Consider the following 26,547-nt stretch of genomic DNA (forward strand, 5'->3'; position numbering starts at 1 on the left):
TGGCAACGTGCGCGGCGAACGTTGCTGGTTCGCCGAAGTCGTGTGTGGGATCACGAATGAGTGGCGCCGGCGCCCCACGCATCGCATTGCCACTGGAATGGAGATCGCAAGAGCGAGCGGGTGGAAAGAGCGCGGTCAATCGCGTTAGGCGAGGGCGACCACGGCCTTGCCGAAGTTCTTGCCGCGCAATACGTCGATCAGGCCCTGCGGGGCGCTGTCCAGGCCGTGCAGCACGTGCTCGCGGTACTGGATCTTGTCTTCGCGCAGCCATTGGCCCATTTCACGCAGAAAGGCAGGCATCAGGCGGATGAAATCGTGCTGGATGAAGCCGCGCACCGTCAGGCGTTTGCGCAGCACCTGGCCCATGAAGTCGGGCAGGCGATCCGGGCCGGGGTGGGCTTGTCCGCGGCTGTTGTAGGTGGCGATCACGCCGCAGACCGGGATGCGTGCGAAGTCGTTGAGCTGCGGCAGCACCGCATCGAACACCTTGCCGCCAACGTTTTCGAAATAGATGTCGATGCCGTCCGGCGTCGCGGCGCGCAACTGCTGTGCAAAGTCGTCGGCGCGGTGGTCCAGCGCCACGTCCACCTGCAGCGTGTCACGCAGGTAGCGTACCTTCTCTTCGCCACCGGCAATGGCGACCACACGCAGGCCCTGCAGGCGTGCCAGCTGCGCCACCGTGGCGCCGACCGGGCCGCTGGCGGATGCGACCACCAGCGTTTCGCCCGGCTGCGGCTTGCCGATTTCATGCAGGCCCGCGTACGCGGTAAAGCCGGGCATGCCATACACGCCGAGCGCGGCGCTCAGTGGCAGGCTATCGTCCTTGGGCAGCTTGCGCAGGGGTGTGGTCGGGGTCAGCAGGGTATGCGTCTGCCAGCCACCGGACAGCACCAGCAGATCGCCAGGATGATAGTCGGCGTGATTGGACGCGATGACTTCGCCAACGGTGCCGCCTTCCATCACCGCATCGATGGCCACCGGCGCGGCGTAGGACGGGCCCTCGTCCATGCGGCCACGCATATACGGGTCCAGCGACAGGAAGCGATTGCGGACCAGAATCTGATCGTGGCCGGTCGGTGCGACGGCGACCTCTTCGATGCGGAAGTTGTCGGCGCTGGGTTCTCCGTGCGGGCGCGATGCCAGCACGATGCGGCGGTTGATGATGGAGGTCATGGGGAATGGCTCGCGAGCAGTCCGCGCGTGCGCGGTCGGGTGAGCGCAGCCGCCGGTGCGGCTGCGCGAGGGAATGCGGTCAGGGACGCAGCAGAGCGCATGCTCGGCAAACAACGCGACCTGCCCACCGATGCACTAACGGGATGCCGATGATTCCGGCGCGCTGGCGCTGTCCAGTTGCGCAATCTGATCGGCACTGAGCGCCACGCGTGCGGCTGCCAGCACATCGTGCAACTGGGTCACGCTGGTGGCGCTGACGATCGGCGCGGTCAGGCCGGGGCGTGCGATCAGCCAGGCCAGCGCAATCTGTGCGGGCGTGGCGTTGTGCGTCACGGCCAGATCGTCCAGCGCCTGCAGGATGCGCAGGCCACGCGGGTTGACGTACTGCTTGACCACCGATGCGCCGCGCGCGCTGCTCTTGCCGGCATCGTCAGCGCTGCGATATTTGCCGGTGAGAAAGCCGCTGGCCAGCGAGTAGTAGCTGATCACGCCTAGTTCGCGCTCGCGCACCAGCGGCTCCAGTTCGGCTTCGTAACCGGCGCGATCGTAGAGGTTGTACTCCGGCTGCAGGCTTTCATAGCGCGGCAGCTTGTACTGCTCGGAAATATCCAACGCATCGCGCAGGCGCGCAGCGCTGTAGTTGGACGCGCCGATCGCACGCACCTTGCCTTGTTCGATCAACCGGCCGAACGCGGCCAGCGTGGCTTCCAGCGGAATTGATTCGTCGTCTTCGTGCGCTTGGTACAAATCGATCACATCGGTCTGCAGACGCGTCAGCGAATCTTCCACTGCCGCTGCGATGTTGTCCGGCGACAGGCCGGGATGCTCGCTCCACTTGGCCACCTTAGTGGCGATCAGCACCTTGTCGCGCTTGCCGCTGCGCGCAAGCCAGCGCCCGATGATGGTTTCCGATTCGCCGCCGCGATTGCCGGGCACCCAACCGGAGTATGCATCGGCCGTATCGATGAGATTGAAGCCGGCATCCACGAATGCATCGAGCAAGGCGAACGATGTCGCCTCGTCGGCACTCCAGCCGAACACATTGCCGCCGAAGACGATCGGTTGAACCTGCAGGCCGGAGCGGCCCAGTGCGCGGGGTTGGGTCATCGTGGATGCTCCTGATTCGAACTGGCAACAGGATAGTCACGCATACCGATGTTGCGTGTGACATCTGCGTGGATTCAGCGTTCCGCCGATCGTCCTCAGCAGCTCACAGGATCTGAACATGTCGGCGACGGGAAGGCCGCATCAGGCCTTGCGCGAATGCACGGCGGGCACATGGCAGGTCCCGGAGCGCATGCTAGGCTCGCGCTACTTTTTCCCCGGATGAGGGTGCTGCGATGATCCGCAACAAGCTGGCCTGTGCATGTGTGATGGGAGTGGTGGTGGCGATGAGCGCGCCGCTGGCGATGGCAATAAAGCCCGCCGACAGCGCGACCTTGCCGGCGCCCGACGCCGCATTGCAGGCGGCCATCGATGGCAACTGGCGCGACCGCGTGTACGTGCAGCGCGATCAATATCGCCACCCCGGTCAGACGCTGGCGTTCTTCGGCATCAAGCCGACTCAGACCGTCATTGAAATTACGCCGGGCGGCGGCTGGTACTCGGAAATCCTGGCGCCGTACCTGCGTGAAAAGGGCAAGTACGTGGCCGCGGTGGTCGACCCGGCATCTGCACCGGAAGGCCGCAGCCGCGAGTACGCGCAGCGTGCGCGCGATGAGCTGGAGAAGAAGTTCCATGCCAAGCCTGAGGTGTATGGCAAGCCGTCGCTCGTGTCGTATGTGCCCAAGTCGCCGTCCTTCGGCGTGGACAACTCCGCCGACCTGGTGCTGACCTTCCGCAACGTGCACAACTGGCGCATGGCCGGCAATGCCGAGGCGATGTTCGCCGGCTTCTACAAGGTGCTCAAGCCCGGCGGTGTGCTCGGCGTGGTCGAACATCGCGCCAAGGCCGATGTGCCGGCCGACGACAAGAGCGGCTACGTCGGCCAGGCACAGGTGATTGCAATGGCCGAAGCCGCCGGTTTCACCCTGGTGGGCAAGAGCGAGGTCAACGCCAACCCGCGCGACACCAAGGATTACCCGGGCGGTGTGTGGACGCTGCCGCCCAGCAATAGTCATGACAAGGCCGACGATGCCAAGTACCAGGCCATCGGCGAGAGCGACCGCATGACCTTGAAGTTCGTCAAGCGCTGACCCCCGACCTGCATGCCGACGCGTTGCGCGTCGGCATGCAGATGTTGGACGTCATCGGGTCGGTGCAGCGCCTTGCGCAACAGGATTGGCAATGTTGGTGTTGTTGAACAAACCCTACGGTGTGCTCTCGCAATTCAGCGACCGCTCGCAACCGCCCAAGCGCACGCTGGCCGAATTCGGCTTGCCGCCCGATGTGTACGCCGCAGGCCGTCTGGACCATGACAGCGAAGGCCTGCTGTTGCTGACCGACGACGGTGCATTGGCGCATCGGCTGACCGACCCGCGCCACAAGCAGCCCAAGACGTACTGGGTACAGGTGGAAGGTACGCCACACGCCGAACAACTGCAGGCGTTGCGCGACGGGGTGGTGCTCAACGATGGCCTCACTCGGCCGGCACGGGTGCGCATGCTCGACCCGGCACCGCAGCTGTGGCCGCGCGAGCCTCCGGTGCGGGTGCGCAAGACCGTGCCCGATGCCTGGCTGGAGCTGCAGATCACCGAAGGCCGCAACCGTCAGGTACGGCGCATGACCGCAGCGGTGGGCCTGCCGACCTTGCGCCTGGTACGCGTGGCCATCGGCCACTGGCGGCTGGACGCGCTTGCACCTGGGCAGTGGCGCGCTGAAGAGACGGCCAGCGCGCGCCCGGGCCGTGGCCGGCGCTGAGGTGCTGCGTCTCTGGGGTGCGCGGCACGCGTGGCATGGCGCCACGGCGTGTAGCCGCCGACAAAACGAGCGCATCGCCGTCGGGCGCGCTGAGCGGAGCGTGTGACCGGGGAGATCGCTGTTCTTGTCTCCCGCTTCATCCAAGCCACGCATGGCCGACCGTTGTTCGTGGCGCTGATGGCTGCACCTTTACCTGATCTAGACGACACGGCGTGGCTCCATCGATCGCTGACATCGGCGCACTGTGCTGCGCGCCGCCATGCACGCCACCAACAAAAAACGCCACGGCACAAGGCCGTGGCGTTCGAGGTCAGCTTCGCGCGATGGCTTATTCGATGCCGTCGCTCGGGGTCACCGCACCGCGACGCTGATAGGCCGCGCGGCGTGCGTTGGCATTGCTGGCATGTTCGCGATCCAGGCGATGCACGTTGCCGCCCAGCACCTGCTGGTCCCGCTGGCGCTTGCGATACACCGCATAGCCGATCAGGCCCAGGCCTGCGACCGCGGCGGCAACCGTCACGGCCGGGTTGCGCTTGACCAGCTTGCTGGCGGCCTTGCCACCGGTGCGCACTGCGCCGAGTGCGGCGCCGGTCTTCAGCCATTCGCTTGCGCTTGGTCCGAAATGACGCAGACTGCTGCCAGCGTTGCGTGCCTGATCGCCCGCATTGGACGCGGCATGACGCAGCTGGTCGCCCGCAGTGCCAGCCAGTTCCAGGGCACGCTCCAGGGCGCGTTCGGTGATCACAGTCAGCTTGCTCATCGGAGGCGTTTCCTTTCTGAGTACGTGATCTGCAGTCTGTGCGCTGATGCGTATAGGCGGCGTTAGCGGGGCTGGGTGCCGTTTGGCTTACGGTTAGGTAGCGTGCCGCAGGAGATTCGAGCATCGGTTTCCTTCACCGCCGCCGCCGGTCCGTGCGTCTCAGGTGTCGCATGGTTTGGCTCGGTGGTTGCTGCAGCGGTCCACGCCGGAGTGGATTTGGAGCGCCTGTCTGTTTCACCGCCACTGCGGGTCGATGCGTTTCAGGTGCCACGTGGTTTTGCCCGGCGGGTTGCTGCAGTGGTCCGCGCCGCAGTGAATTCGAGCGCCTGTCTGTTTCGCCGCCGCTGCGGGTCCGTGCGCTTCAGGTGCCGCGTGGCTTTGCTCGGCGGGTTGCTGCAGTGGCTTGCGCCGCAGTAAATCGCGAACGCCTGTCTGTGTCACCGCCGCCGCGGGTCGGTGCATTTCAGGTGCCACGTGGTTTTGCTCTGTGGGTCGCTGCAGCCGTCCAAGGATCGTCCGGCCACGGATGCCTGGGATACCGCCCCTTCATCTCTTTTTTGACGTCCGGATACGTATTGGCCCAGAAACTCTTCAGGTCCTGGGTCACCTGCAACGGCCGCCCGCCCGGGGACAGCAGGTGCAAGGTCAACGGGATGCGGCCGTCGGCGATGCGTGGGGTTTCGGCCAGGCCGAACAGTTCCTGCAGCTTGACCGCCAGCACTGGCGGTAGCGGTTGGCCGGCGTGGTCGAGGGCGTAGCTGATCGGTCGCTCCATGCCCGAGGGCACGTTGATGCGGGTGGGCGCATGGCGGTCGATCGACTGGCGGCGCTCCCAGGGCAGCGCGCTCTTCAGTGCTTCACCCAGGCTGGCTTCATCCAGCGCGTCCAGACGGGTCTTGCCGGCGAAGGCCGGGCGTAGCCAGGTGTCCAGCGTTTCCAGCAGCGCCGCATCGGAGAGATCGGGCAGCGCCAGCTCCGGCATCCATGTCCGCAGCGACTGCACGCGGGCGCGCCACTGCTGCAGATTGTCGGTCCACGGCAGGGCGTCCAGGCCGAGTTGACGCACTGCGTCGGTGAGCGCGGCTGCCGCGTGTGCCGGGTCGACGCGGCCGGCCGGGCGGCTGTCGAGCACGATCCGGTCGAAGCTGGATTGGCGGCGGGCGACCAGGGCGCGCTTGTCCGCGTCCCACTGCACCACGTCCTGCTGCACGAAGCGCTCGGGCAGGCTGCGACGCAGGTAGGCTTCGTCCACCGGCGCGGCGCGCAGCAACAGCGCATCCTTGGCTTCGTAGCGCAGCTCACTGGCCACCAGCCACGGTTCGCCGCGCAGATCGCTGTGCTCGAACAGGCGCGCGCTGCGGCCGTTGGCGAGCAGGTAGCGCAGCGGGTCGGCGGGGTGGCGGGCGGCGATGCGATCGGGGAAGGCATGCGACAGCAGGTCGCCGAGTGCATGCGCCTCCACGCTGGAGGGCGGGGCGCTGTCGCAGCGCAGCCGACGTCGCCATTGTTTGGCGGCGCTGTCGATGGCCGCCAGGCCACCGCGATTGGCGTCGGCCGCGTTGCGGCCCTGACGAAACGCCGCCAACGCCCGCCAACGCGCGGCCAGCCCATCGCCGCCCTGGCGCAGCGGATCGCGGGCTTCCAGCAGCGCGGCCAGGTCGCAGGCCAGCGCCACACGCGAGGCATCGCCGGCCTGCGCCAGCATCGCCGCCAGGCGTGGATGCGTGCCCAGCGCGAGCATGCGCCTGCCGAGTGCGCTGACGCCGCCGCTTGCGGTGAGCGCGCCCAGCCGCTGCAGCAGCTCGTGCGCGGCCGCCAGCGCGCCACTGGGCGGCGCATCGACAAAGCGCAGCGCGCTGCTGCCCCAGGCGGCCAGTTCCAGTGCCAGGCCGGCCAGTTCCACCTGGGTGATTTCGGCGCGGCGCTGCGGTTCCAGCCGCTGCGACTGCGGCCACAGCCGGTAGGCCCAGCCGCTGGCCACGCGCCCGGCGCGCCCGGCGCGCTGGTCGGCCGAGGCCTGCGCAATGGTGGCCACGTCCAGCCGCGAAAAGCCGCTGTTGGGGTCGTAATGCGGCTCGCGCGCCAGCCCGCTGTCGATCACCACGCGCACGCCGGGCAAGGTGACCGAAGATTCGGCCACGTTGGTGGCCAGCACCACGCGGCGGCGGCCTTGCGGGTCGGGCTGCAGTACCTGGCTTTGCGCCTCCACCGACAGCTCGCCGTGCAGCGGCAGCACGTGCACCGCCGGATCCAGCGCATCTTGCAGGGCGCTATGCACGCGCGCAATCTCGCGCTGGCCGGGCAAGAACACCAGCACGTCGCCGGGATGCGTGGACAATGCGTGCTCCACCGCGCGCCGCGTCTGCGGCTCCAGCGCTTCGTCGCGGCGCGCCGGAAAGTGCGTAATCTCCACCGGGAAACTGCGCCCGGCACTGCTCAGCCGCGGCGCTTCCAGAAAGCTGGCCAGGCGTTCGCCATCCAGCGTGGCCGACATCGCCACGATGCGCAGGTCCTCGCGTACCTGGGCCTGTACATCCAGCGCCAGCGCCAGGCCCAGGTCGCCGGCCAGGTGCCGTTCGTGGAATTCGTCGAACAGCAGCGCGCCCACGCTTTCCAGCATCGGGTCGTCCTGGATCAGCCGGGTCAGGATGCCCTCGGTGACCACTTCGATCCGGGTACGCGCGGAGGTCTTGTTCTCGAAGCGGATGCGGTAGCCCACCGTCTCGCCGACCGGCTCGCCGAGCTGGCGGGCCATGAACAGCGCCGCGCTGCGGGCGGCCACGCGGCGCGGCTCCAGCATCACGATCTTGCGGCCGGCCAGCCATGGCGCGTGCAGCAGTGCCAACGGCACCTGGGTGGTCTTGCCGGCGCCGGGCGGCGCTTCCAGCACCAGCCGCGGATGTGCGGCGAGACTGTCGCCAATCTGCGGCAACAGCGGGGAGATCGGAAAAGCGGGGTCGGTCATGCGCGGGAAGGATACATTTCTGCTGCATAGAGTGCGACAGAGACCTGTGCGCCACTGCCGGCAGCCCGCTGCGTTCTGGCTCACCCTCATACAGCGCACGAAACGCTCCACGCTGCAGCGAAACATCGGGTGCGAGATACGTAATCGCAGCGCTAAATCGGAAATCCCCGTATCCACTTCGGTCAAGGTCTTTCCACAATCAGCAGGCCACTCCGCCAATCCAGAGACGCTATGAACGACTACGGTTCTTATCGCTACCTGCCTGCCGATGGTTGGTACGCTACCTATCCCCAAGCGACCGATACCGACCAAGTGCGCGTCTTCCAACGTGTGGCGCTATGGCGGGTTGCCCCGCACGGTACCATCGTGGGTCTGATCTCCTCGCCCGACGGCGACCAGGAGGACATCGAGTCGCAGCTTCTCAGTGCCCCGCGCGGACAAGGCGTCCACTACATCCACATGGATGATATGACCGAACAAGAACGCGAGCAGATCCGCAACAGACGTTTCAGCTGATCGCACCTGCTGCGTTTTGGGCGCCGTCACGCGTAATCTGACGCCTACGGTACGGATGGCGCACGGTCATTCGTACCGTGGTGGTGATTTAGGTCGTGCGTGCGGTTCTCAACAATGCTCTTGCGCCGGACAAAGGCCATCCGCTGGACAATCGCCAGCGGCCAAGCGCGTGCGCTGAAGATCATCCCGCTTCGCGCATCCGGGCGGTCAGGCCCTTGAGGAAGGCGCGCAGCAGCTGGTCGCCGCAGGGGCGGAAATTCTTGTGGCCGGGTTGGCGAAACAGTGCGGAAAGTTCCGGCTTGGACAGCGGGAAACCGGCGCTGGCGAAGATGGCGTGCATGTCGACGTCCTTCAGTTCGAAGGCCACGCGCAGCTTCTTCAACACCAGGTTGTTGCCGACGCGGGTTTCCAGCGGGCGTGGCGGCTGGCTCTCGTCGCGGCCGCGGAAGCGCAGCACCAGGCCATCCAGAAAACGCGCCAGCATCGCATCGGTGCAGGGCTCAAAGCCCGGCTCGTCTTCCTTCTTCAGCCAGGCCTGTACCTGCGGCTTGTCGAGCGCGAACTCGGGGTCGGCCAGGTGGGTGATGTCCACCACCTTGTCGTCGCTGAGGTCGAGCATATAGCGGATGCTGCGCAGTACATCGTTGTGGATCATGACCGTTCCGGTGCCCCGGCCTGTCGCCGGAAAGGGGCCATTCTACGGGGCTTGAGTGAAACCGGTCTGACACGGTGCGCAGCGGGTCACCCGCGCTGGCAGTGCGATGGAAGCGCAGACCATCGTGCAGAAGGGTCCAAACGGCCTGCATTGCGGCACGACGCAGCGCTCAGCTGCCGCGGTAGGTGGAGTACCCGTACGGGGAGAGCAACAGCGGCACATGGTAGTGGCCGTCGTCGGCGATGCCGAAGGCAATCGGGATGCGGTCCAGGAACGGCGGGTCGGCCAGCGCCATGCCGGTGGCCTGCCAGTAGCGTGCCAGGTCGAATTCCAGCCGGTAGCGGCCGGGCTGCAGCGCGAGCGCGGCCAGGTCCGGGCAGCGGCCGTCGAGATTGGTGACGCCCTCGAAGCGCAGCGTATCGCCAGCGAACAGCCGCAGCGGCACGCCGGCGGCGGGGCGGCCGCTGGCGGTGTCCAGCACGTGCGTGGACAGCGTGCTCATGCCACCGCCTGGGTGCGCTGCGGCCATTGGCCAATGAATTCGGGTTGGTCGTAGGCCAAGTACTGGTCGACGATGGCCTGGCGGTCGTCCAGGAACAACTGGTCGGCCACTGCGCGGGCCAGCCGCGGCAGTGCCACCTTCAGCCCGGACAGTGCCGCGGCCGACGGGCCGTGATTGATCAGCGCCGAATAGTTGAAGGCGAACAGCCCATGCAGCAGCGCGGCATCGTCGGGCGTGCGTGGCAGCAGTTCGAACCCGGGTCCCAGATAGGGATGTGCGTCCAGCACCGGATTGGCCTGGCCAGGCGGTGGCCGATAGCGGTCGCCCCAGCAGGCGATGCGCCCGGACAGCGCGGCCAGTTCCGGACGTAGCCGTGGATCGGTGACCAGGCCGGTGGCGATGGCAAGGAAATCGAAGCGGTTTTCGCGCTGCGGCGTGCGCACGACGATCTCGCCGTCGCGCTCGGCCACGTCCAGCCACGGCGCGCCAAGGTGCAGCGCGAAGCCGGCATGCGCACAGGCGCGCTGGAAGGTGTCGTTGGTGGGTGGTTGGTTGTGCGCGAAGAAGCTGGCCATCATCCGATACTTGTCTGCATCCGGCAGTGCCAGAAAATGCGGAATGATGCCGGCCTGTTCCATGTGCCGGAACGGATTGATGCGCGGCAACTCGCTGCGGCGCACGAACACCTCGGCACTGGCGACGCCTTGTTCGAGCGCAAAGCAGGCGTTGTCGAAGGCCGAGGCGCCGCCGCCCAGAATGCCCACACGCTTGCCGGCCAGTGCAGCGAAATCGATGTGGCCGGAGGTATGCGCGTAGCGATGCGCGGGCAGGGCGCGGCTGATCCACTCGGGCACCACCCACTGGCCGCCGCCCTGGATACCGGTGGCCAGGATCAGCTTGCGTGTGAGCAGAGGGGCGCCCATCGCCAGATGCAGGCGATGGATGCCCGGTGCGAGGTCCGGCTCTACGCGGACCAGGCGGGTGGCGTTGCGCACCGGCAAGCGCAGCGTTGTGCGATACCAGCGCAGATAATCCATCCAGCGCGCGCGCGGGATCTTGTCCAGCGCGTCCCATGCGGCGCTGCCGTATTGCGCTTCCCACCACGCGCGGAAGGTGAGCGATGGCACGCCCAGATCGATCGAGGTGATGTGCTTGGGCGTGCGCAAGGTCTGCATGCGTGCGTAGGTCACCCACGGGCCTTCCTGGCCGGCCGGGTTTTCGTCGATCACCAGCACGTTGTGCACACGCTCGCGTTGCAGCGCGAACGCCGCTCCCAGGCCGCTCTGCCCGGCGCCGACGATGATCACGTCATACACATGCCCGCCCGGATGCACACGCGGTTGCACCCAGGCATCGCCGCCGTGGGCCAGGCATTGCAGGTCGTGGGCGAGGGTACGTTCGAGGTGGGCCAGGCTCATGGCAGTGCCTCCAGGCGCAGGTGCACGATCTTGCCGATTTCGGCAATGGCGGTGGCGATCTCTGCGTTGCGCGATGCGTCCAGGCGCTGCTCCAGCGTGGCCAGGATGCCGGCCGTGTCGTGCAGCCGCACACAGATCACGAATGGAAATCCGAAACGGTGGCGATAGGCCTGATTGAGCGCGTGGAAGCGCTTGAACTGGTCTTCGTCGAGCCGGTCCAGCCCGGCCGAAGCCTGCTCTGCGGCCGATGCGGCAGTGAGCGTGCGGTCGAGCGTGGCCTTGCCGGCCAGCTCGGGGTGGGCGCGGATCAGTGCGACCTGATCTTGCGGCGATGCGTCGTAAACAACCTGCATCAGGCCGCGGTGCACATCGGCGAACGGCCGTCGCCGCAGCGCACGTTCGATCACCCACGGCGAGTGCTCGAACAGGTCGCGATAGCGCGTCATGAAGGCGGCATCGTCCAGCCCGGGGTCGTCGACCACGCTCATGCGTGCGTGCCTTGCAGCGAGACATGCGCGGCCACCACTTTCCAGCCGTCGGCAAAGCGCACCCAGCTCTGGCTCTGCCGCCCGCGTGCAGTACTGCCGTCTCGAATGAATTCGGCGTGGGTGGTGGCGAAATCGTGGCCGAAACCATGCACCTGCACATGCGTCAGCCGGCGCTGCGGCGAGCCACCGCGGCCGCTGCGAAATGCGCGGATCGCATCGATGCCGTACAACACTTCGCCCACGCCATAACGCACGGTGCTGGGCGCTGCATGGAACAGCGCATCCATCGCAGCGATGTCGTCGCCCATCAGCGCTGCTTCATAGGCATGGAAGGCGGCCGTCACTTGCGCGATCACCTCGGGCAGATCGGTGTCGGCGCTTGCGATGCTCATGCCGGATGCACCTGCAGCCAATGGCGCGCAATATCGATGCGGCGCGCAATCCAGGCATCGCCGCTGGCCAGCACATGATCGACAAAGCGCGCGAGCGCTGCCGCACGCGCCGGCTTGCCGACGATGCGCCCGTGCAGGCCGATCGAGAGCATGCGCCCGCCTTCGCTGCGCAACTGCTCGAAGCTGTCGCGCAGATAGCGGAAGAACGGCTCGCCATCGGCAAAACCGTTGTAGGCGACGAATTTCATGTCATTGGCATCCAGCGTGTACGGCACGATCAACTGCGCGCGGCCGTGGCGGCTGTCGTAGTACGGCACGTCGTCGGCGTAGCTGTCGGCGTCGTAGACAAAGCCGCCTTCTTCGGCGATCAGGCGGGCGGTGTTGGGGCTGGTGCGCCCCTGATACCAACCCAGCGGGCGGCTGCCGGTGACGCGGGTATGCACGGCGATGGCCTGCGCGATATGCGCGCGCTCGGTGGCCTCGTCCACGTGTTGATAATCGATCCAGCGCAGACCGTGGCTGGCGATTTCCCAGTCGGCTGCCTGCATCGCGGCCACCGCGTCCGGATTGGATGCCAATGCCTGCGCCACACCGAACACGGTCACCGGCACGTTGCGTGCGGTGAACAGCCGATGCAGCCGCCAGAAGCCGGCACGGCTGCCGTATTCGTACAGGCTTTCCATCGCCATGGCGCGGGCGCCGGGTTGCGCTTGCGCGCCGACCATGTCCGACAGAAACGCCTCAGAACCCGCATCGCCATTGAGCACGCAGTTCTCCGCGCCCTCTTCGTAGTTGATGACGAACTGCACGGCGATGCGCGCGCCGCCGGGCCAGTGCGCCGCAGGCGGGCTGGCCCCATAGCCGAGCAGGTCGCGCGCAGCGTTCATGCCTGCGCTTCCGCATGCCAGGCGGCCAGTGCCGCTTCCACCGCCAGGCCGTGCGTGCAGGCATAGCCTTCGGCGCGCAGTACCGCTTCCAGTGCGGCCAGGGTGATCAGCACCTTGTGCTTCATCGCGTTGTAACCCATCGCGCCGATGCGCCAGATCTTTCCCTGCAGCGGCCCGAACGCGGTGCCGATCTCGATCTCGAAATCCTCGCGCATGCGCCGGCGTACCGCCTCGCTGTCGATGCCGGGCGGTATCACCACGCCGGTGACATTGGTCATGCGATGCGCATCGTCGCCAAAGACCTCCAGCCCCAACGCGCGGATGCCGGCGCTGACCGCGCGCCCGGCCGCCGCATGGCGCGCGAAGCGCGCATCCAGGCCTTCCTGCAAGGCCACGCGTGCGCATTCGCGTGCGCCGTACAGCATGGTGGTGGCTTCGGTGTGGTGGTTGAGGCGCTTGTCCGACCAGTAATCCATGATCATCGCCAGGTCGAAATAATTCGAGCCGATGCGCGGGCCGCTGCCGTTGGCGATGTCGTCGCGCACGATGCCGCGTTCAACATGGCGACGCGCGAAGATGGCCGCGGCCGCGCGCTCGGACACGGTGATGGGTGCCGAGCCGGATGGCCCACCCAGGCATTTCTGCAAACCGCCGGTGACCACATCCACGTCCCAGCGATCGCTGGCGATGGGCATGCCGCCGATGGTGGCGGTGGCGTCCACATAACTCAGCGCGCCGGCTGCGCGGCACAGCGCACCGACGCCATCGAGCGGCTGCGCCATGGTGGTGGAGGTATCGCCGTGTACGGTGGCCACCAGCTTGGGTGCCACGCGCTCGATGGCCTCGGCAATCGCGCCCAGCGGCAGCACCTGGCCCCACGGCGCATCCACGCTGTGCACCTCGGCGCCGAGGCGGCCCAGGATTTCGGTGAGCAACAAGCCGAAGCGGCCGAAGTTGAGCACCAGCACGCGCTCGCCCGGGCTGACCAACGAGACCAGCGCCGCTTCGATACCGGCGCGCGCGGTGCCATCGACCAGGAACGTCCAGCGATTCTCGGTGCCGAACAACGGCCGATAGAGCGCCATCACCTCGTTCATGTAGGTGGTCATTTCCGGATCGAACTGCCCCAGCAGATCGGCCGCCATCGCACGCAGCACGCGCGGATGCGCATTGACCGGGCCCGGGCCCATCAACAGGCGCTGCGGAGGATCGAGTTCGCCGAAGGTGTGCAGCTGACGCAGATCAGGTGACAAGGGGATCTCCCAGGTGGTCGATAAAGTGGCGCATGACCGCCAAAGCGATCTCGGCATCGGCCGGATCGACATGTTCGTCCGGATGATGGCTGATCCCGCCGGCGCAGCGCACGAACAGCATCGCCGTGGGACACAGCGCTGCCATCACCATGGCATCGTGGCCCGCACCGGAGACCAGGTGGCGCGGTGCGATGCCTTGCGCGGCAACCGCGTGTTCCAGGCGCGTGATCAGTGCCGGGGCGCAGGGGCTGGCGGCCAGCGTCTGCAGTGGCTCGATGGCGATGGCGACGCCGCGGTGGATGGCGATCTGCGCCAGTGCCTGTTGGATCTGCTGCACGGCGGCGTCGCGGCTTGCATCGCTGCCCGCACGTACGTCCATCGAGCAGTCCACACGCCCCGGCACCACGTTGGCGGCGCCGGTCGCCACCTGCAGCTTGCCGACGGTGGCGACCAGGTCGCTGCTGCCAGCGCGGGCGATCCGTTCGATGGCCAGCAGCGCTTCGGCCGCGGCGCTCAAGGCGTCGCGGCGCAGCGCCATGCTGGTGGTGCCGGCATGTCCGGCGCGACCTTCGAAGCGCAGGGCGAAGCGTCGTTGCGCGGCGATGGCGCTGACGATGCCCAGCGGCACTCCTTCCGCTTCCAAGACCGGGCCTTGTTCGATATGCGTTTCCAGATACGCCAGCACGCTGCCCGGGGCGCGGGCGGCGTGGTGCACGTGGGCGATGTCCAGGTTCCACGCGGCCAGCGCGCTGGCCACCGTGATGCCGGCGGCATCGGTGACCGCCAGCGCGGTGGGGTCGAGGGTGCCGGCCACCGCGCGGCTGCAGAACATAGACGCGGGAAAGCGCGAGCCTTCTTCGTCGCCGAAGGCGATGACCTCGATGGCAAACGGCAGCCGGCGTCCCTGCGCATGCAGCGCGGCGACGCATTCGATGCCGAGCAGGATGCCGAGCGGGCCGTCGTAGCGCCCGGCATCGCGCACGCTGTCCAGGTGGCTGCCGATCAGCAGCGCCGGTGCGTCTGGCTGCGTGCCGGCGTATCGGCCCACCAATGTGCCCAGGGGATCGATGCGCACCTGCATGCCGGCCGCCTGCATCCAGGTGCCTACCTGTTCCACCGCGGCACGGTGGGCAGGACCAAGCCAGCCGCGGAATAGCCCGGTATCGCTGTCGCTGTAGGGCCCAACGCCCAGCGCGTCGCAGCGTGCCACCGCACGCGCACCGCCAGGAGCAGCGAGGTCGGGAGCGACTTGGCGGGACGGCAGGGCAGCGGGCATCGACGGACCAACGGGGGCTCGCGGAGGGCGCAAGTGCAGTCCGGGAGCAGGTGGGAGAGGTGGCGCCTCGACTATAGGGAGGCAGTCCTGTCGCCATCAAAGAGTTTTTTCGCGGGCTTGGGCTGCAAAAAATGCAACGCGGGCTTGGCCCGCTGGCATGGGGCTGCCGGCGCAGGCATGCCCCTGCGAGGACTGCATCCTGCGAACGCGTGCGCGTGCCAGCGGCCCGTAGGTCACGTCTTGCCCGCACCCGTCGTCAGCAACGCAGCGGACGCACCGCACCGCCGCGGGTGCCTGCATCACGCGCAGGCCATGCGAACACCCCGTGCGAAGGAAAACGTCGGGAAAAAGCGCGCACGTGGGCGGAGACGGCTGGTCGTAGAGTTCGGGAGGATCGCACTGCAACTGCATCTGCTGATCGACTGCATGGCGCTGCTGCGGTCAGGCGCGCGTTCGCGCGCGTGCGGCAGCCAACGGCATGACCGGGCTGCCTGGCGCCGCTCAACCGCCGTCCGCACATCCAAGGTCGTGCCGTAATGCAGCCACGCACTCGTCCACGAACGTGCGCACCTTCGACGAGCCGCGGCGGCCTTCGACATAGACCACGTGCACCGGTTCGGGCGCGATCTCGAAGGCATCCAGCACGCTGACCAGCGTTCCGTCCTGCAGGTGTTGGCGAACCTGGTAGGACGGCACTTGTGTGAGGCCCCACCCATCCACCGCGGCAACGATGGCGGCGTTGAATGCGCTGACGCTCAGGCGCGAGGCAACCTCCACCTCATGCGCACGTCCATCCAGACGGAACGCCCACCTGGGCGCGCGTTCTGCCGCAGCGGTGGAAATCGTTGCGTGCTGCGGCAGCATGTCCGGGTGCTGCGGTATGCCGTGTTCTGCAAGATAGCCGGGCGAGGCACACACCATGCGACGGACGCTGCCGACCGGGATGGCAGTCAGCGACGAATCGGGCAACGTGCCGATCCGGATCGCCACATCGATGCCTTCTTCCAGCAGCGGCACGACACGGTCCACCAGCAGGGCACGGGCGCGCATGGCCGGATAGCGGCCGAGGAAGTGCGCCACGACAGGTGTCACATGCAGAGCGCCGAACATCTGCGGCGCAGTCACGGTGAGCAAGCCGCTGGGAAGCGCATGCAGGCCGGCGGCGCGGCTTTCGACATCCTCCAGCTCGGCCAACAGGCGCCGGCAGTCGCTTGCATACTGCTGCCCTGCCGCGGTGAACCGCATGGTGCGTGTGCTGCGCACCACCAGCAGCACGCCCAGCCGGGATTCCAGCTGAGCGATGGTGCGCGTGACCGTGGCGGTGGAAATGCCCAGATGGCGCGCCACACCCGCAAAGCTGGTGTGCTCGGCCAGCGCGGCAAACAGCGTCATTTCCTGGATGCGGTCCACCTGCGCCTCGTCTTCGACAATCACCTTCGACCGGGCACGCAGCCTAGCAGCCCGATGTGATCAACCCCTGGATGCCATATGCGCCATGCAGCGCATGCGAACGCAACAGTGGTTGCGGCATTGCGCGCGATGCAATGCTCCATTGAACGCCAGGGTGGTTCTCGTGCCAGGCCGGCGCACCTAGCATGGCCGACATTGCACACGCGTTGCCGCACCCGCATCTGCGCCGCCCCATCCATCAACACCCGCCGGCAACATGCGCCGTCGGTGGACGCGCGTCGCTCCATCCTGCGCCTGTGCTGGGTTGGCACCGCACTGTTGCTGGGGGCCGGCAGATTGCGTGCAGCCGACAGGTGCGGCGCCCACACCCCATTACTGACGGAGGCAGCATGTCCCACGACGCCACCCAGCGCATCAGCTATCGCACCGAGCAGGTTGGCGATGTCGAGGTGTTCTATCGCGAAGCAGGGCGCAAGGACGCGCCGGTCCTGTTGCTGTTGCACGGGTTTCCCAGTGCCAGCCACATGTTCCGCGACCTGATGCCGTTGCTGGCAAGCCAATACCGTCTGATCGCCCCGGATCTCCCCGGCTTCGGCATGACCAAGGCACCGCCGCGTGGGCAGTTCGATTACACCTTCGATGCGCTCTACAAGGTGATCGAAGGCTTTACCGAAGCGTTGGGACTGACGCGTTACAGCCTGTACCTGTTCGACTACGGTGCACCGGTCGGCTTCCGCCTTGCGGCCGCGCATCCGGATCGGGTGAGCGCCATCGTCAGCCAGAACGGCAATGCCTACCTGGAGGGCTTCAGCGACCAATGGGACGCCTGGCAGGCCTACTGGCGGGAGCCGAGCGCCGCCAATCGCGAGGCCTGCCGCGCATCGTTGTCGGCGCAGACCATTCGTGAGTGGCAATACGGCACCGGTGTCGCGCCCGGCACACTGTCGCCGGACGGCTACACCCTGGATATCGCCTACATGGCGCGCCCGGGCGCCGAAGAGATCCAGCTCGACCTGATTCTGGATTACCGCAGCAATGTGGCGGCGTACCCCGCATTTCAAGCGTATTTTCGTGCCCATCAGCCGCCGTTGCTGGCCGTGTGGGGCAAGTACGATCCCGCCTTTATCCCGGCCGGCGCGCAGGCCTACCGCACGGATCTGCCAAGGGCCGAAGTGCATCTATTGGAGACAGGGCACTTCGCCTTGGAGACGCATGCGCTGGAGATTGCGCACTACATCGGTGATTTCTTGTCGCGGACCCTCGCGCCGTCGGCATGACGCGGGCCGTGGCCGATGCCGTCGTGGACGCTGCATCGCCATCGTGCGCCGAGGTCCGACGGCGGCGGCCTGACACAATGTCCGCTACCTGCTGCCGTCCTGGCGCGGCGTTGCACTGCCTTGAGCAAGTGTTTGGTCGCCCAGTGTGAGATGGCGGGCACTCACACTGGAGCAGACGGCAGCGGGCTCAGTCTGCCGACAGCGAGCCAAGGGTGAATCCGGAAACCGCATTGACCTTGCCGCGCCACAACACGCCACGGTTGCTGGGCAGCGGCTGGCCGCCCGGTGAGAAGCAACGCGCATCGATCAGGTGGATGAACTGCGGCGGCGTGCTGCTCTGCTGCGTGTCGTCTTCGGCATCGTAGATGCTGGCGTGGCTGGCAAACGCGCGACGGATATCCTCTTTTTCATCGGCATCGCCCGGATAGGCAGCAGAGAACTCCTGCGCGAACGCTTCGAAATAGCGCTTGCCGCTGACCAGCTGGCCGGAAATGACGATGCCTTCGACAAACAGGGTGACGCCGAACTGCACGTCCGAGGTGTTGGCAATGCCGACCAGCTTCTGCAGATACCAATCCACGCTCTGGCCATCGAACGCCAGCTTGACGTCTTCCAGCGACGGTTGATGTTGATCTTGGTCTGTCATGTTGCTCTCCTTGAGTGGATTGGACGACGCGTTAGCCGTAACGCAGATGTGGATGGCGCGCCCTTGGCGTGCTTAAGCATGGCACACGGATCGCCAAAGTTGCCGTGGTTGGGTTCGCTATCAAGGCTCCGGCACCGCGGTCCTGCGACACGTGGACGCTTTCATCCAGTGCGCGCGCCTGTCGCGCGTTGGGCGAGCGGCCGCAGCGGAACGACCACTGTGGTCACCACGCCGCCACTGCTCCATCCGAGCGCGGATCGCTGGCGCCACTCAGGACGCCATCTTGCTCGCGCACCAAGGCACCGGCATGTCCCATCACCGCACTGTACGCCGGCAGTAGTTCCACCGCATGCCCGGCATTGCGCAGGGCCTGCACCACGGCCGGGTCGAAGCGGTCTTCCAGCTTCAACGCCGTGCTGTCTTCGCCCCAGGTGCGGCCCAGCAGCCAGCGCGGTGCGCTGACCGCCTGCTGCAGCGGCATGCCGAAGCGGGCGTAGCGGGAGAACACGGCGGCCTGGGTTTGCGGTTGGCCTTCGCCGCCCATGGTGCCGTAGGCCATCACGCGGCCGTCGTCGAAGGTGGCCAGCGCCGGGTTGAGCGTGTGGAAGGGCTTGCGTCCCGGGGCAAGCGCATTCCAGCCATCGGGGGCGAGGCGGAAGCTGCAGCCGCGGTTCTGCCAGGTGATGCCGGTGCGCGGCAGCACCAGGCCGGAGCCGAATTCGAAATAGGTGGACTGGATGCAGCTGACCGCGCGGCCGTGCGCGTCGATGGCGCCGAACCAGACGGTGTCGCCTGCCTGCGAGGGCTGTGGCCACGGCAGTGCGGCGCGCATGTCGATGCGTGCGGCGAGCGCATTGAGCGCGGCGCTGTCGTCGAGCAGGGCTTGTGCGTCGAGCGTCATCCAGGCGGGGTCGCCGAGGTGTGCGTCGCGGATCAGGAAGGCCTGCTTGCTGGCTTCGATCAGCCCGTGCAGGTGTGCGTAGCTGTCTGCGTCTTCTGCCTCCAGGCGATCGAACAGTGCCAGGATCAACAGCGAGGCAAGCCCCTGCGTGGGCGGCGCGTGGTTGTAGAGGCGCGCGCCCTGGATGACAACCGATAACGGCACGCTGGCGTCGGCGCGATGGGTCGCCAGGTCGTGTGCGCCGAGCGGGCTGTCGAATGCCTGCAGGTCTGCGGCGATGTCGTGGGCAATCGCGCCGCGATAGAAACTCTCCAGACCTTCATCGGCGAGCCGCTGCAAGGTGCGCGCGAGCTGCGTCTGGCGCAGCAGTGCGCCTTCGCGCAGCGGCGCGCCGTGCGGCTCGAAGATCTCGGCATAGGCGCCGGGTTGTGGACGCAGTTCTGCGCGCTTGCTGGCAGCCACCTGCGCGCCGCCCAGCGTGACCGGTACGCCGGCACTGGCGTGATGGATCGCATCGCTCAACAGGCGTTGCAGCGACACGCTGCCGTTTGCCTGCTGCAGGGCCAGCGCCCAGCCGGAGACGGTACCGGCCACGGTATTGGCCGCGCCAGGCCCGCGCCACGGAATGTGGGCGTGGCCGCGATAGAAATCCAGTGTGGCCGCCTGCGCCGCGCGGCCGCAGGCATCGATGGCATGCACGCGGCCATCGGGTTCGTGGATGAGCCAGAAGCCATCGCCGCCGATGCCGGTCATGTGCGGGTAGACCACCGCCAGGCAGGCAGCGGTGGCGACGGCCGCTTCGATGGCATTGCCACCGTCGCGCAAGACATCGCGTCCGGCCTGTGCGGCAAGATGGTGCGGTGCGACCACCATGCCGCGGCGCGCGCGCAAGGTATGCAACATCAGCGTGGCTCCGGCGGTGGGCTGAAGGCGAGCAGGCCGTCGCGCTCGAGTTGCGCGGCCAGCGCAAACAGGCGGTCTTCACGGCCGGGCGCGGCGATCAGTTGCACGCCCAGTGGCAGGCGCCCGGGACGCGGCAACGGTGCGGCCAGCACCGGGCAGGCGGCCAAGCCGAGTGGCTGGGTGAAGATGCCCAGATTCGCGCGTGCAGAGACCGGCAAACCGTCGATCTGGATGGTGTCCTGGTCGATGCGTGGCGCCACGCAGGGCGTGGCCGGCGCCATGAGCACCTCCACCTGGTCCCACAGCGCGTGCATGGCATCGGCAAACCACTGCGCGAAGCGGTGCGCGTCGGCCACTGCGCTGGCGGGCAGCTGCAAGCCGGCAAGCAGGCGGTCGCGGGTGGCCGGGTCGAACTGCGCGCCGTGCGCGGTGAGTGCGCTGCGGTGACGATGCCCGCCTTCGGCGGCGGTCAGGACGAACGCAGCGGCGCGCGCGCGTTCGGCCTCGGGCAGGTCGATCGACGAAACGCTGTTGCAGGCGGTGAGCAGGGCCTGCAGCCCGGCCTCCAGATCCGGATCCAGATTGCGTTCAAACCAGCCGCCCAACCGCGCGACGCGCAGGTTGCCTGCATGGCACGCAGGCAGCGGCTGCCCGCGCAGTACGTCATAGACGCGGCGCAGGTCGGCCACCGAGGTGGCGAATGGGCCGACCACATCCAGCGCATCGACAAACGGGAACACCCCATCCACGGGGACGGCGCCGTGCGTGGGGCGCAGGCCGTAGATGCCGCACAACGCGGCCGGCACGCGGATGGAGCCGTTGGTGTCCGAGCCAAGCGCGAACGGCACCAGCCCGGCGGCCACCGCTGCCGCCGAGCCGCCCGATGAGCCGCCCGCCAGGTGCTGGAGATCGTGCGGATTGGCGGTGGTGCCGTAATGCGCGTTGACGGTGGCGAAGCCGTACGCGAATTCGTCCATGTTGGCGGTCCCCACCAACACTGCCCCGGCGTCGCCGAGCCGTCGCACCACCGCCGCATCGCGGCTGGCCGGCGGGCAGTGCGCGCGCACCGCGGCGCCGGCGGTGGTGACCTGCCCGGCGACATCGAACAGGTCCTTGACCACGAATGGCACGCCGGCCAACGCGCCCCCGTCGCCGCCCCCGGCAAGCGCTGCCTGCACGCGCGCCGCATCGGCCGCGGCACGCGCCGGCAGCAGGCGGGTGATGGCGCACAGGCGGTCGTTGGCCTGGTGGATGCGTGCCAGCGTCTGGGTGGCCAGTCGCGCGGCCAGCGCGGGCTGGCTGCGCGTGGTGCCGACGATGGAGGCGATCTGACCGCGTGGGCCGCCGCCATCATGTGCCGTTGCAGGCGGCGCATGGAAGCTGGCCAGCAACTGCGTGTGCCCGCGCAGCACTTCGGTATTGCGATCGACGCCGGCCTGCCACTGCGCTGGAAGTTGCATGGATCACCTGTTGGAAAGCGGGGATTAGGGATTGGAGAGGTGAGATTCGCTTGTTTGCTTGGCGTACGGGGTGTGCAACGTGCTTGCCGATGCGTTGGGAGCTGAAACGGAGCCGTCGGGTTTACGCGTCACCGTGAAAGCAGTCGCTGTTACCGCAAGGATTGCGGACGTGCAGCTTCGGACCTTCAATCTCATCATGCAGCAGCGGTATGACGCGTCCAGCTTTGCAAATGCGGGCCGGGGCGCTGGCGCAGTTGAGGCGAGGGTGCCACGGTGTTTCGAGATGTCTCAGGCTTTTGCTCCCATATTGCTCACCAGCGACTCAACCGATGCGGCACTGTCATCCACACACCGCACCTTCATCGGCCCTGCGGGCCCCTTCTCCCGATGGCAGCAGGGGGAGCGGTAATCCCACCGCCGGTGGCTGCGGCGCGGTGAGGCGGTCGACCAGCAACTGCTCGAATGCCGGCACGTCCACCGCATGCACCACCGTCTGCGCCTGCTCGCCCAGCCCGGGCTGATACCCCGGTGCCCACGACACGATGTCGCCGTACCCGGCATCGAAGGCGGTGTTGGTGTCGACGTACAGCGTTTCGGTGCGCGTGGCCAAGTCGGGGCGCAGCCACACGGCGGTGGCCAGTTCGTCCCACATCGGAAAGCCCGGCTCGCGGCGGCGCAGTGCGTGGCCAATCGTGGTGTCGGCCGCACTCATGCGCGCCAGCAAGTCGGCGCTGAGTTCGGTCGCGGTGGAGGGGTCGACCGGCACCATGGTGATCTGCCGCCACGGCGCACGCATGACGATGCTGGCCGCTTCCGGGTCCCAGCGGATATTGAATTCGCGTCGCGGCGAATTGACGAACTCGCGCGCGAATTGCTGCGCGCTCACGCTGTTGCGTTGCTGCCGTGGATTGAGGCTGCCGCCCATGTAGACCAGCTCGCGCGCCAACCTGGCAAAGGATGGGTCCAGCGATTGCGCCAGTGCCAGGTTGGTCAACGGGCCGGTGGCAATGATGCTCACCTCGCCCGGGTACCGACGCACCATGCGCAGCATGAACAACGCGGCCGGCTCGTCTGCGGGACGCACCACGCTGGGATTACCCAACGCCAGATCGGGCACCACATCGTGGGCGTGATAGCGCGGCGCGCTTTGCACGGTGTCGCCGTCCACCCAATGCTTGGTCCATGCGCCCTTCCAGACGAGTTTGCCGTACAGCGCTTCCCAGCGTTCGGTGGCCAGCTCGCTGTTGAGCAGCGGATGCACCGGGCCGGGGTGCACTGGAATCTGCGGATGGCCAGCCAGTTCCAGCAGGCGGCAGGTATGCGCCAGCACCTCATCGCGCCAGATATTGCCGCTGACGGCACTGATGCCCAGCACCTGCACCTCGGGCGATTGCAACAGCAGCAGCTGCGCGGGCGTGAAGCCGTCGATGTCGTCTTCGAGAATGACGCGGCGCTTGGATGAGGGGAGGTGCGGGTCGGTCATTGCGTTTTTGTCGTGGAAGGTTGAAGGCATTGCACCGGCGATGGAGAGCGGCATTTGTAGGAGCGTGCCTACGCGCGACGGGGCGTTACCGGTAAAGCCCGTTCGCGCTCGGGCGCGCTCCTACCTTGCATATGTCATGTCGTTGTCGGCGCTATGTGTGTCGCAGCAACAGCGTGCGCTCGTACTGGGCCAGGTCGGTCTCCAGCTGCCATTGCAGCCGAGCCTTCTGGCTGCCGTGGCGGAAGGCTCGACAGGCAGCATCATCTGTTTCGCGCTGCAACGCACTGGCGCAGGCCTGCGCACCTTTACCGTCGGCATCCCACAGGCTGGTGCCCGGCAGGAAGCTGTAGGTGAGGCCATTGCGGGCCAGTCGTTTGAGCGTGGGGTAGTCGATGCCTTGCTCCTGCATCGCGCGTTGGTACTCGTGGGTCATGTCCGCACGCGAGACGCCGGCATCGTCGGTGGACAACACCACCGGCACGCCGGCACCCAGATACAGCGCCAACGGATGCGCTGGGCCCTTGACGCCCAGGATCACATCGTTGCTGGTGAGGTTGATCTCCACCGCGATGTGCTCTTCCCGCATGCGTTGCAGCAGTGCTTGGGCATCGTCTTCGTACGGCAGGTCCACGCCGTGACCGATGCGGCGCGCCCCCGCATCCACCGCCTGCCGAATATGCGAGCGCAGCTGTGCCGGTGGCACCAGCCCCAGCGCCAGCTCGCCGGCATGCAGCGACAGCGGCACGCCGCGATAGCGCGTTGCAAAGAAGCGGAACATCGCCATGTGCCGCGCGTAATCGGCCAATGCCACGGGATTGTCTTCCGGCGCGACGATGTTCAGCGCCACCGCACGGCTGCCGCCGGCCGCGATCAGCGCATGCGCCAGCGCCATCTGCCCGAACACCATCGGCTGCGGCAGCACGCGCAACACGTAGGGAACATAGCGGTAGTCGACCGTGCAGCCGGGGCGCGCATCGGCCTGGTCGCAACGCAGGACACGCCGGACCTGCGCGTCGATGTCGGCAAGATCGCGTTGCGCGGCCTGCACCAGTGGCGCAAGGTCGGGCTGCAACGCACGCAGATTGGCTGCGTCGTCTTCGCCCTTCCACGGCAGCGATTGCATGCGCGTGGCAGCCTGGTCCAACTGCGGCGGGTTGGCGATGATCTCCACATACGGCACGCGGTCGCGTGCGGCCTGCTCCAGCACTGCGGCGACGGTGTCGGCGACACGGCTGCGCACCACCGCGTCGAACTTGCCGAAGGTGCTGAAGAACTGATCGTGGCCGCTGGGGTGCGTTGGGCCGGGCAGGAAGTTGCGCATCGACAGCGAATTCACCATCCGCCCGTACAGCGCGGCGTTGCGTGTCGCCAGGCCGCGCGCCGACTCCTGGCCGGCCCCGCACGGCGGCGCGCGCAGGCTCAGGTCGTCCAGTTGCACGCAGGCGCCATCGTCGCTGGCCCATTGCAGATAGTCTTCGGCATACACCGAACCGGACAGATGGTTATGCAGGTCGCCACCTTTCGGCATGGCCTGTAGCCAGGTGCGTAGCTGCGCCGGCTGCGCGGCCGCCTCGCGGAACAACTGCGCCACCTGCTGTTCGCGTTGTTGCGCAGGCGTAGGCGCTGGTGCAGGCCGTGCGTGCACGGCAGCGGGCAAGCACGCCCACACGCTCAGGATCAGACAGCGGCGAAGAAAGGGCATGCAGGAGACTCGTTTGGAGAGACGGTGGCGTACGACAGCCGGCGACCACATAGCTTGCCTGCCAGCGCGATCCGAGGCCACCACATACGCGCCGGTCAGCAAGCCTGGAACACTGGAGGCACGCATCATTCCAGCGCATAGCGCAGCACGAACAAGCCCGCGATCGCCCAGGTGGCCGGGTGCACGTCACGCCAGCGGCCGCTGCCGAGTCTGAGCGCGGCATAGGTGATGAAGCCGAACGCGAGCCCCGTCGCGATCGAGTAGGTCAGCGGCATGGCGAGCATGCAGATGGCGGCCGGCAACGCGTCGCCCACATCGTCCCACTGGATCTGCGTGCATTCGCGCAGCATCACCGAGGCCAGGTAGATCAGGGCCGGGGCGGTGGCGTAGGCCGGCACCATCGCGGCCAGCGGCGAGAACAGCAGGGCAAGCAGGAACAAGGCGGCAACCACCAGCGCGGTGAGGCCCGTGCGCCCGCCCACCTGCACGCCGGCGGCGCTTTCCACATAGGCGGTGGTGCTGGAAGTGCCGAGCAGCGAGCCGGCCAGGATGGCGGAACTGTCGGCAAGTAGCGCGCGGTCGAACTGACGGCGCTGGGCGGGCGTGTGCAGCAGGCCGGCGCGTTGCGCCACCCCCATCAGCGTGCCGGTGGCGTCGAACATTTCCACCAGCACGAACACCAGCACCACATGCAGCACCGCAGCGAGCGCACCACCGCCGCCATGGCCGTGCAGGGCGCCGACGATATCCAGCTGCAGCAAGGTGGGCGCCAGGCTGGGCGGCAGCGCCACGACGCCTTCGTAGCGCACCAGTCCCGACACCAGCGCCGCTGCGGTCACCGCCAGGATGCCGAGCAACATGGCGCCCCGCACGCGGCGCACTTCCAGCACGCCGATCAGCAGCAATCCGGCCAGTGCAAGCAGCGGCTCGGGCCGGTGCAGATCGCCCAAGGTCAGCAAGGTCTGCGGATGGGCCATCACCAATCCGGCCTTCTGTAGCCCGATCAGTGCCAGGAACAAGCCAATGCCCACCGCAATGGCGCTGCGCAAGGTGGACGGAATGCCGTCCACCAACCAGCGCCGCGCGCCAGTGACGGTGAGCAGCAGGAACACGCAGCCTGAGATAAACACCAGCCCCAAGGTCTGCTGCCAGCTGTAGCCCAAGGTACCCACCACGCTGAAGGCGAAGAACGCATTCAAGCCCATGCCTGGCGCCATGCCGATGGGGTAGTTGGCCAGCATGCCCATCAGCAGCGAACCCAGTGCTGCAGCCAGGCAGGTGGCCACGAACACCGCGCCGTGATCCATGCCGGTGGTGGCCAGGATGTCGGGGTTGACGAAGACGATGTAGGCCATCGTCAGGAAGGTGGTGGCACCGGCCAGCATTTCGGTGCGCACGGTGCTGCCGTTGGCGGCGAGCGCAAAACCGGGCCAGCGCATCAGCAGGCGCTCGGGGCGTGCAGCCGGTTGACGGCAGGACAAATGAACATCGGCAGACATCTCATCGATACGGGGCGAATGGCGTGGCAGGGCCCGCATGCGGGCGGCCCATCTTGCCCTGTCGCGTTGCGCTTGCCACGGACATCGGGCACGGATTGCGCCGCAGGAGCGCACGCACACCG

Annotated in this window: 23 protein-coding genes; 4 read left to right on the forward strand and 19 right to left on the reverse strand. The window is 67.3% G+C overall.

The features are described 5' to 3' along the window. Positions 1–144: 144 nt before the first annotated feature. A complete protein-coding gene (curA, locus tag ACCQ03_RS01740) occupies positions 145–1,173 on the reverse strand; it encodes an NADPH-dependent curcumin/dihydrocurcumin reductase (RefSeq protein WP_209227545.1) in 1,029 nt (342 codons plus the stop codon). Between the two features lie 135 nt (positions 1,174–1,308). Next, complete coding sequence (locus ACCQ03_RS01745; protein ID WP_039574082.1) at positions 1,309–2,280, reverse strand: aldo/keto reductase; 972 nt, start codon at positions 2,278–2,280, stop codon at positions 1,309–1,311. A gap of 233 nt (positions 2,281–2,513) precedes the next feature. On the opposite strand from ACCQ03_RS01745, the gene ACCQ03_RS01750 reads away from it, so the two are divergent. Then, positions 2,514–3,368, forward strand: coding sequence for a class I SAM-dependent methyltransferase (locus ACCQ03_RS01750; RefSeq protein ID WP_039574085.1), 855 nt, complete (start codon positions 2,514–2,516; stop codon positions 3,366–3,368). A 91-nt stretch (positions 3,369–3,459) separates the two neighbouring features. Then, on the forward strand, positions 3,460–4,032 hold the full coding sequence (locus ACCQ03_RS01755; RefSeq protein ID WP_057679472.1) for a pseudouridine synthase: 573 nt from the start codon (positions 3,460–3,462) through the stop codon (positions 4,030–4,032). 328 nt (positions 4,033–4,360) lie between these two features. Here ACCQ03_RS01755 and ACCQ03_RS01760 read toward each other — a convergent pair whose 3' ends face one another. Both ACCQ03_RS01760 and hrpB read right to left on the reverse strand, forming a co-directional pair. After that, positions 4,361–4,792, reverse strand: coding sequence for a hypothetical protein (locus ACCQ03_RS01760; RefSeq protein WP_003489387.1), 432 nt, complete (start codon positions 4,790–4,792; stop codon positions 4,361–4,363). 463 nt (positions 4,793–5,255) lie between these two features. Further along, positions 5,256–7,757, reverse strand: a complete 2,502-nt coding sequence (hrpB, locus tag ACCQ03_RS01765; protein WP_209227547.1) for an ATP-dependent helicase HrpB — start codon at positions 7,755–7,757, stop codon at positions 5,256–5,258. A gap of 231 nt (positions 7,758–7,988) precedes the next feature. On the opposite strand from hrpB, the gene ACCQ03_RS01770 reads away from it, so the two are divergent. Beyond that, on the forward strand, positions 7,989–8,273 hold the full coding sequence (locus ACCQ03_RS01770; protein ID WP_057658525.1) for a hypothetical protein: 285 nt from the start codon (positions 7,989–7,991) through the stop codon (positions 8,271–8,273). 181 nt (positions 8,274–8,454) lie between these two features. Here the strand turns inward: ACCQ03_RS01770 and ACCQ03_RS01775 are convergent, their stop codons facing one another. The 9 genes from ACCQ03_RS01775 to ACCQ03_RS01815 form a co-directional block, all read right to left on the reverse strand. Continuing rightward, a complete protein-coding gene (locus tag ACCQ03_RS01775; protein WP_003489391.1) occupies positions 8,455–8,928 on the reverse strand; it encodes a YehS family protein in 474 nt (157 codons plus the stop codon). A gap of 169 nt (positions 8,929–9,097) precedes the next feature. Further along, positions 9,098–9,457 (reverse strand): hydroxyisourate hydrolase, encoded by a 360-nt coding sequence (gene uraH, locus ACCQ03_RS01780; RefSeq protein ID WP_081022932.1) that lies wholly within the window; start codon positions 9,455–9,457, stop codon positions 9,098–9,100. After that, positions 9,427–10,848, reverse strand: a complete 1,422-nt coding sequence (gene hpyO, locus ACCQ03_RS01785) for an FAD-dependent oxidoreductase (protein WP_209227549.1) — start codon at positions 10,846–10,848, stop codon at positions 9,427–9,429. The genes uraH and hpyO overlap by 31 nt, the downstream gene beginning before the upstream one ends. Next, positions 10,845–11,336: a 2-oxo-4-hydroxy-4-carboxy-5-ureidoimidazoline decarboxylase gene (gene uraD / locus ACCQ03_RS01790; RefSeq protein WP_057677631.1), complete on the reverse strand. Its 492-nt coding sequence runs from the start codon at positions 11,334–11,336 to the stop codon at positions 10,845–10,847. Before uraD ends, hpyO begins: the two co-directional genes overlap by 4 nt. Further along, positions 11,333–11,728, reverse strand: a complete 396-nt coding sequence (hpxZ, locus tag ACCQ03_RS01795; protein ID WP_209227551.1) for an oxalurate catabolism protein HpxZ — start codon at positions 11,726–11,728, stop codon at positions 11,333–11,335. The genes uraD and hpxZ overlap by 4 nt, the downstream gene beginning before the upstream one ends. After that, positions 11,725–12,615 (reverse strand): allantoinase PuuE, encoded by an 891-nt coding sequence (gene puuE / locus ACCQ03_RS01800; RefSeq protein WP_209227553.1) that lies wholly within the window; start codon positions 12,613–12,615, stop codon positions 11,725–11,727. The genes hpxZ and puuE overlap by 4 nt, the downstream gene beginning before the upstream one ends. Further along, positions 12,612–13,868 carry a pyridoxal-phosphate-dependent aminotransferase family protein gene (locus ACCQ03_RS01805; RefSeq protein WP_209227555.1) on the reverse strand — a complete coding sequence of 419 codons (1,257 nt, stop codon included), beginning with the start codon at positions 13,866–13,868 and terminating at the stop codon, positions 12,612–12,614. The genes puuE and ACCQ03_RS01805 overlap by 4 nt, the downstream gene beginning before the upstream one ends. Then, a complete protein-coding gene (locus ACCQ03_RS01810) occupies positions 13,858–15,144 on the reverse strand; it encodes an allantoate amidohydrolase (RefSeq protein WP_244664152.1) in 1,287 nt (428 codons plus the stop codon). The genes ACCQ03_RS01805 and ACCQ03_RS01810 overlap by 11 nt, the downstream gene beginning before the upstream one ends. A 501-nt stretch (positions 15,145–15,645) precedes the next feature. After that, complete coding sequence (locus tag ACCQ03_RS01815; RefSeq protein WP_057677628.1) at positions 15,646–16,578, reverse strand: LysR family transcriptional regulator; 933 nt, start codon at positions 16,576–16,578, stop codon at positions 15,646–15,648. A gap of 365 nt (positions 16,579–16,943) precedes the next feature. On the opposite strand from ACCQ03_RS01815, the gene ACCQ03_RS01820 reads away from it, so the two are divergent. Next, positions 16,944–17,831 (forward strand): alpha/beta fold hydrolase, encoded by an 888-nt coding sequence (locus ACCQ03_RS01820; protein WP_057658543.1) that lies wholly within the window; start codon positions 16,944–16,946, stop codon positions 17,829–17,831. A gap of 187 nt (positions 17,832–18,018) precedes the next feature. Here ACCQ03_RS01820 and gvpU read toward each other — a convergent pair whose 3' ends face one another. From gvpU to ACCQ03_RS01850, 6 genes are all read right to left on the reverse strand, one after another. Next, the gene (gene gvpU / locus ACCQ03_RS01825) at positions 18,019–18,477 is read right to left on the reverse strand and encodes a gas vesicle accessory protein GvpU (RefSeq protein ID WP_039574116.1); all 459 of its coding nucleotides are present in this window, start codon (positions 18,475–18,477) and stop codon (positions 18,019–18,021) included. Positions 18,478–18,700: 223 nt separating this feature from the next. After that, positions 18,701–20,281, reverse strand: coding sequence for a gamma-glutamyltransferase family protein (locus ACCQ03_RS01830; RefSeq protein ID WP_209227557.1), 1,581 nt, complete (start codon positions 20,279–20,281; stop codon positions 18,701–18,703). Then, positions 20,281–21,741 carry an AtzE family amidohydrolase gene (locus tag ACCQ03_RS01835; RefSeq protein WP_150145369.1) on the reverse strand — a complete coding sequence of 487 codons (1,461 nt, stop codon included), beginning with the start codon at positions 21,739–21,741 and terminating at the stop codon, positions 20,281–20,283. The genes ACCQ03_RS01830 and ACCQ03_RS01835 overlap by 1 nt, the downstream gene beginning before the upstream one ends. A gap of 340 nt (positions 21,742–22,081) precedes the next feature. Beyond that, positions 22,082–23,224 carry a nucleoside hydrolase gene (locus ACCQ03_RS01840; RefSeq protein WP_057677625.1) on the reverse strand — a complete coding sequence of 381 codons (1,143 nt, stop codon included), beginning with the start codon at positions 23,222–23,224 and terminating at the stop codon, positions 22,082–22,084. Positions 23,225–23,375: 151 nt separating this feature from the next. After that, a complete protein-coding gene (locus tag ACCQ03_RS01845; RefSeq protein WP_209227559.1) occupies positions 23,376–24,926 on the reverse strand; it encodes an adenosine deaminase family protein in 1,551 nt (516 codons plus the stop codon). A gap of 125 nt (positions 24,927–25,051) precedes the next feature. Further along, positions 25,052–26,365 (reverse strand): NCS2 family permease, encoded by a 1,314-nt coding sequence (locus ACCQ03_RS01850; RefSeq protein ID WP_057677633.1) that lies wholly within the window; start codon positions 26,363–26,365, stop codon positions 25,052–25,054. Positions 26,366–26,547: the final 182 nt, after the last annotated feature.

Origin of the sequence: Xanthomonas sp. NCPPB 3569, assembly GCF_041475645.2 — a bacterium.
In the GTDB taxonomy this organism is placed as follows: Bacteria; Pseudomonadota; Gammaproteobacteria; order Xanthomonadales; family Xanthomonadaceae; genus Xanthomonas; species Xanthomonas phaseoli.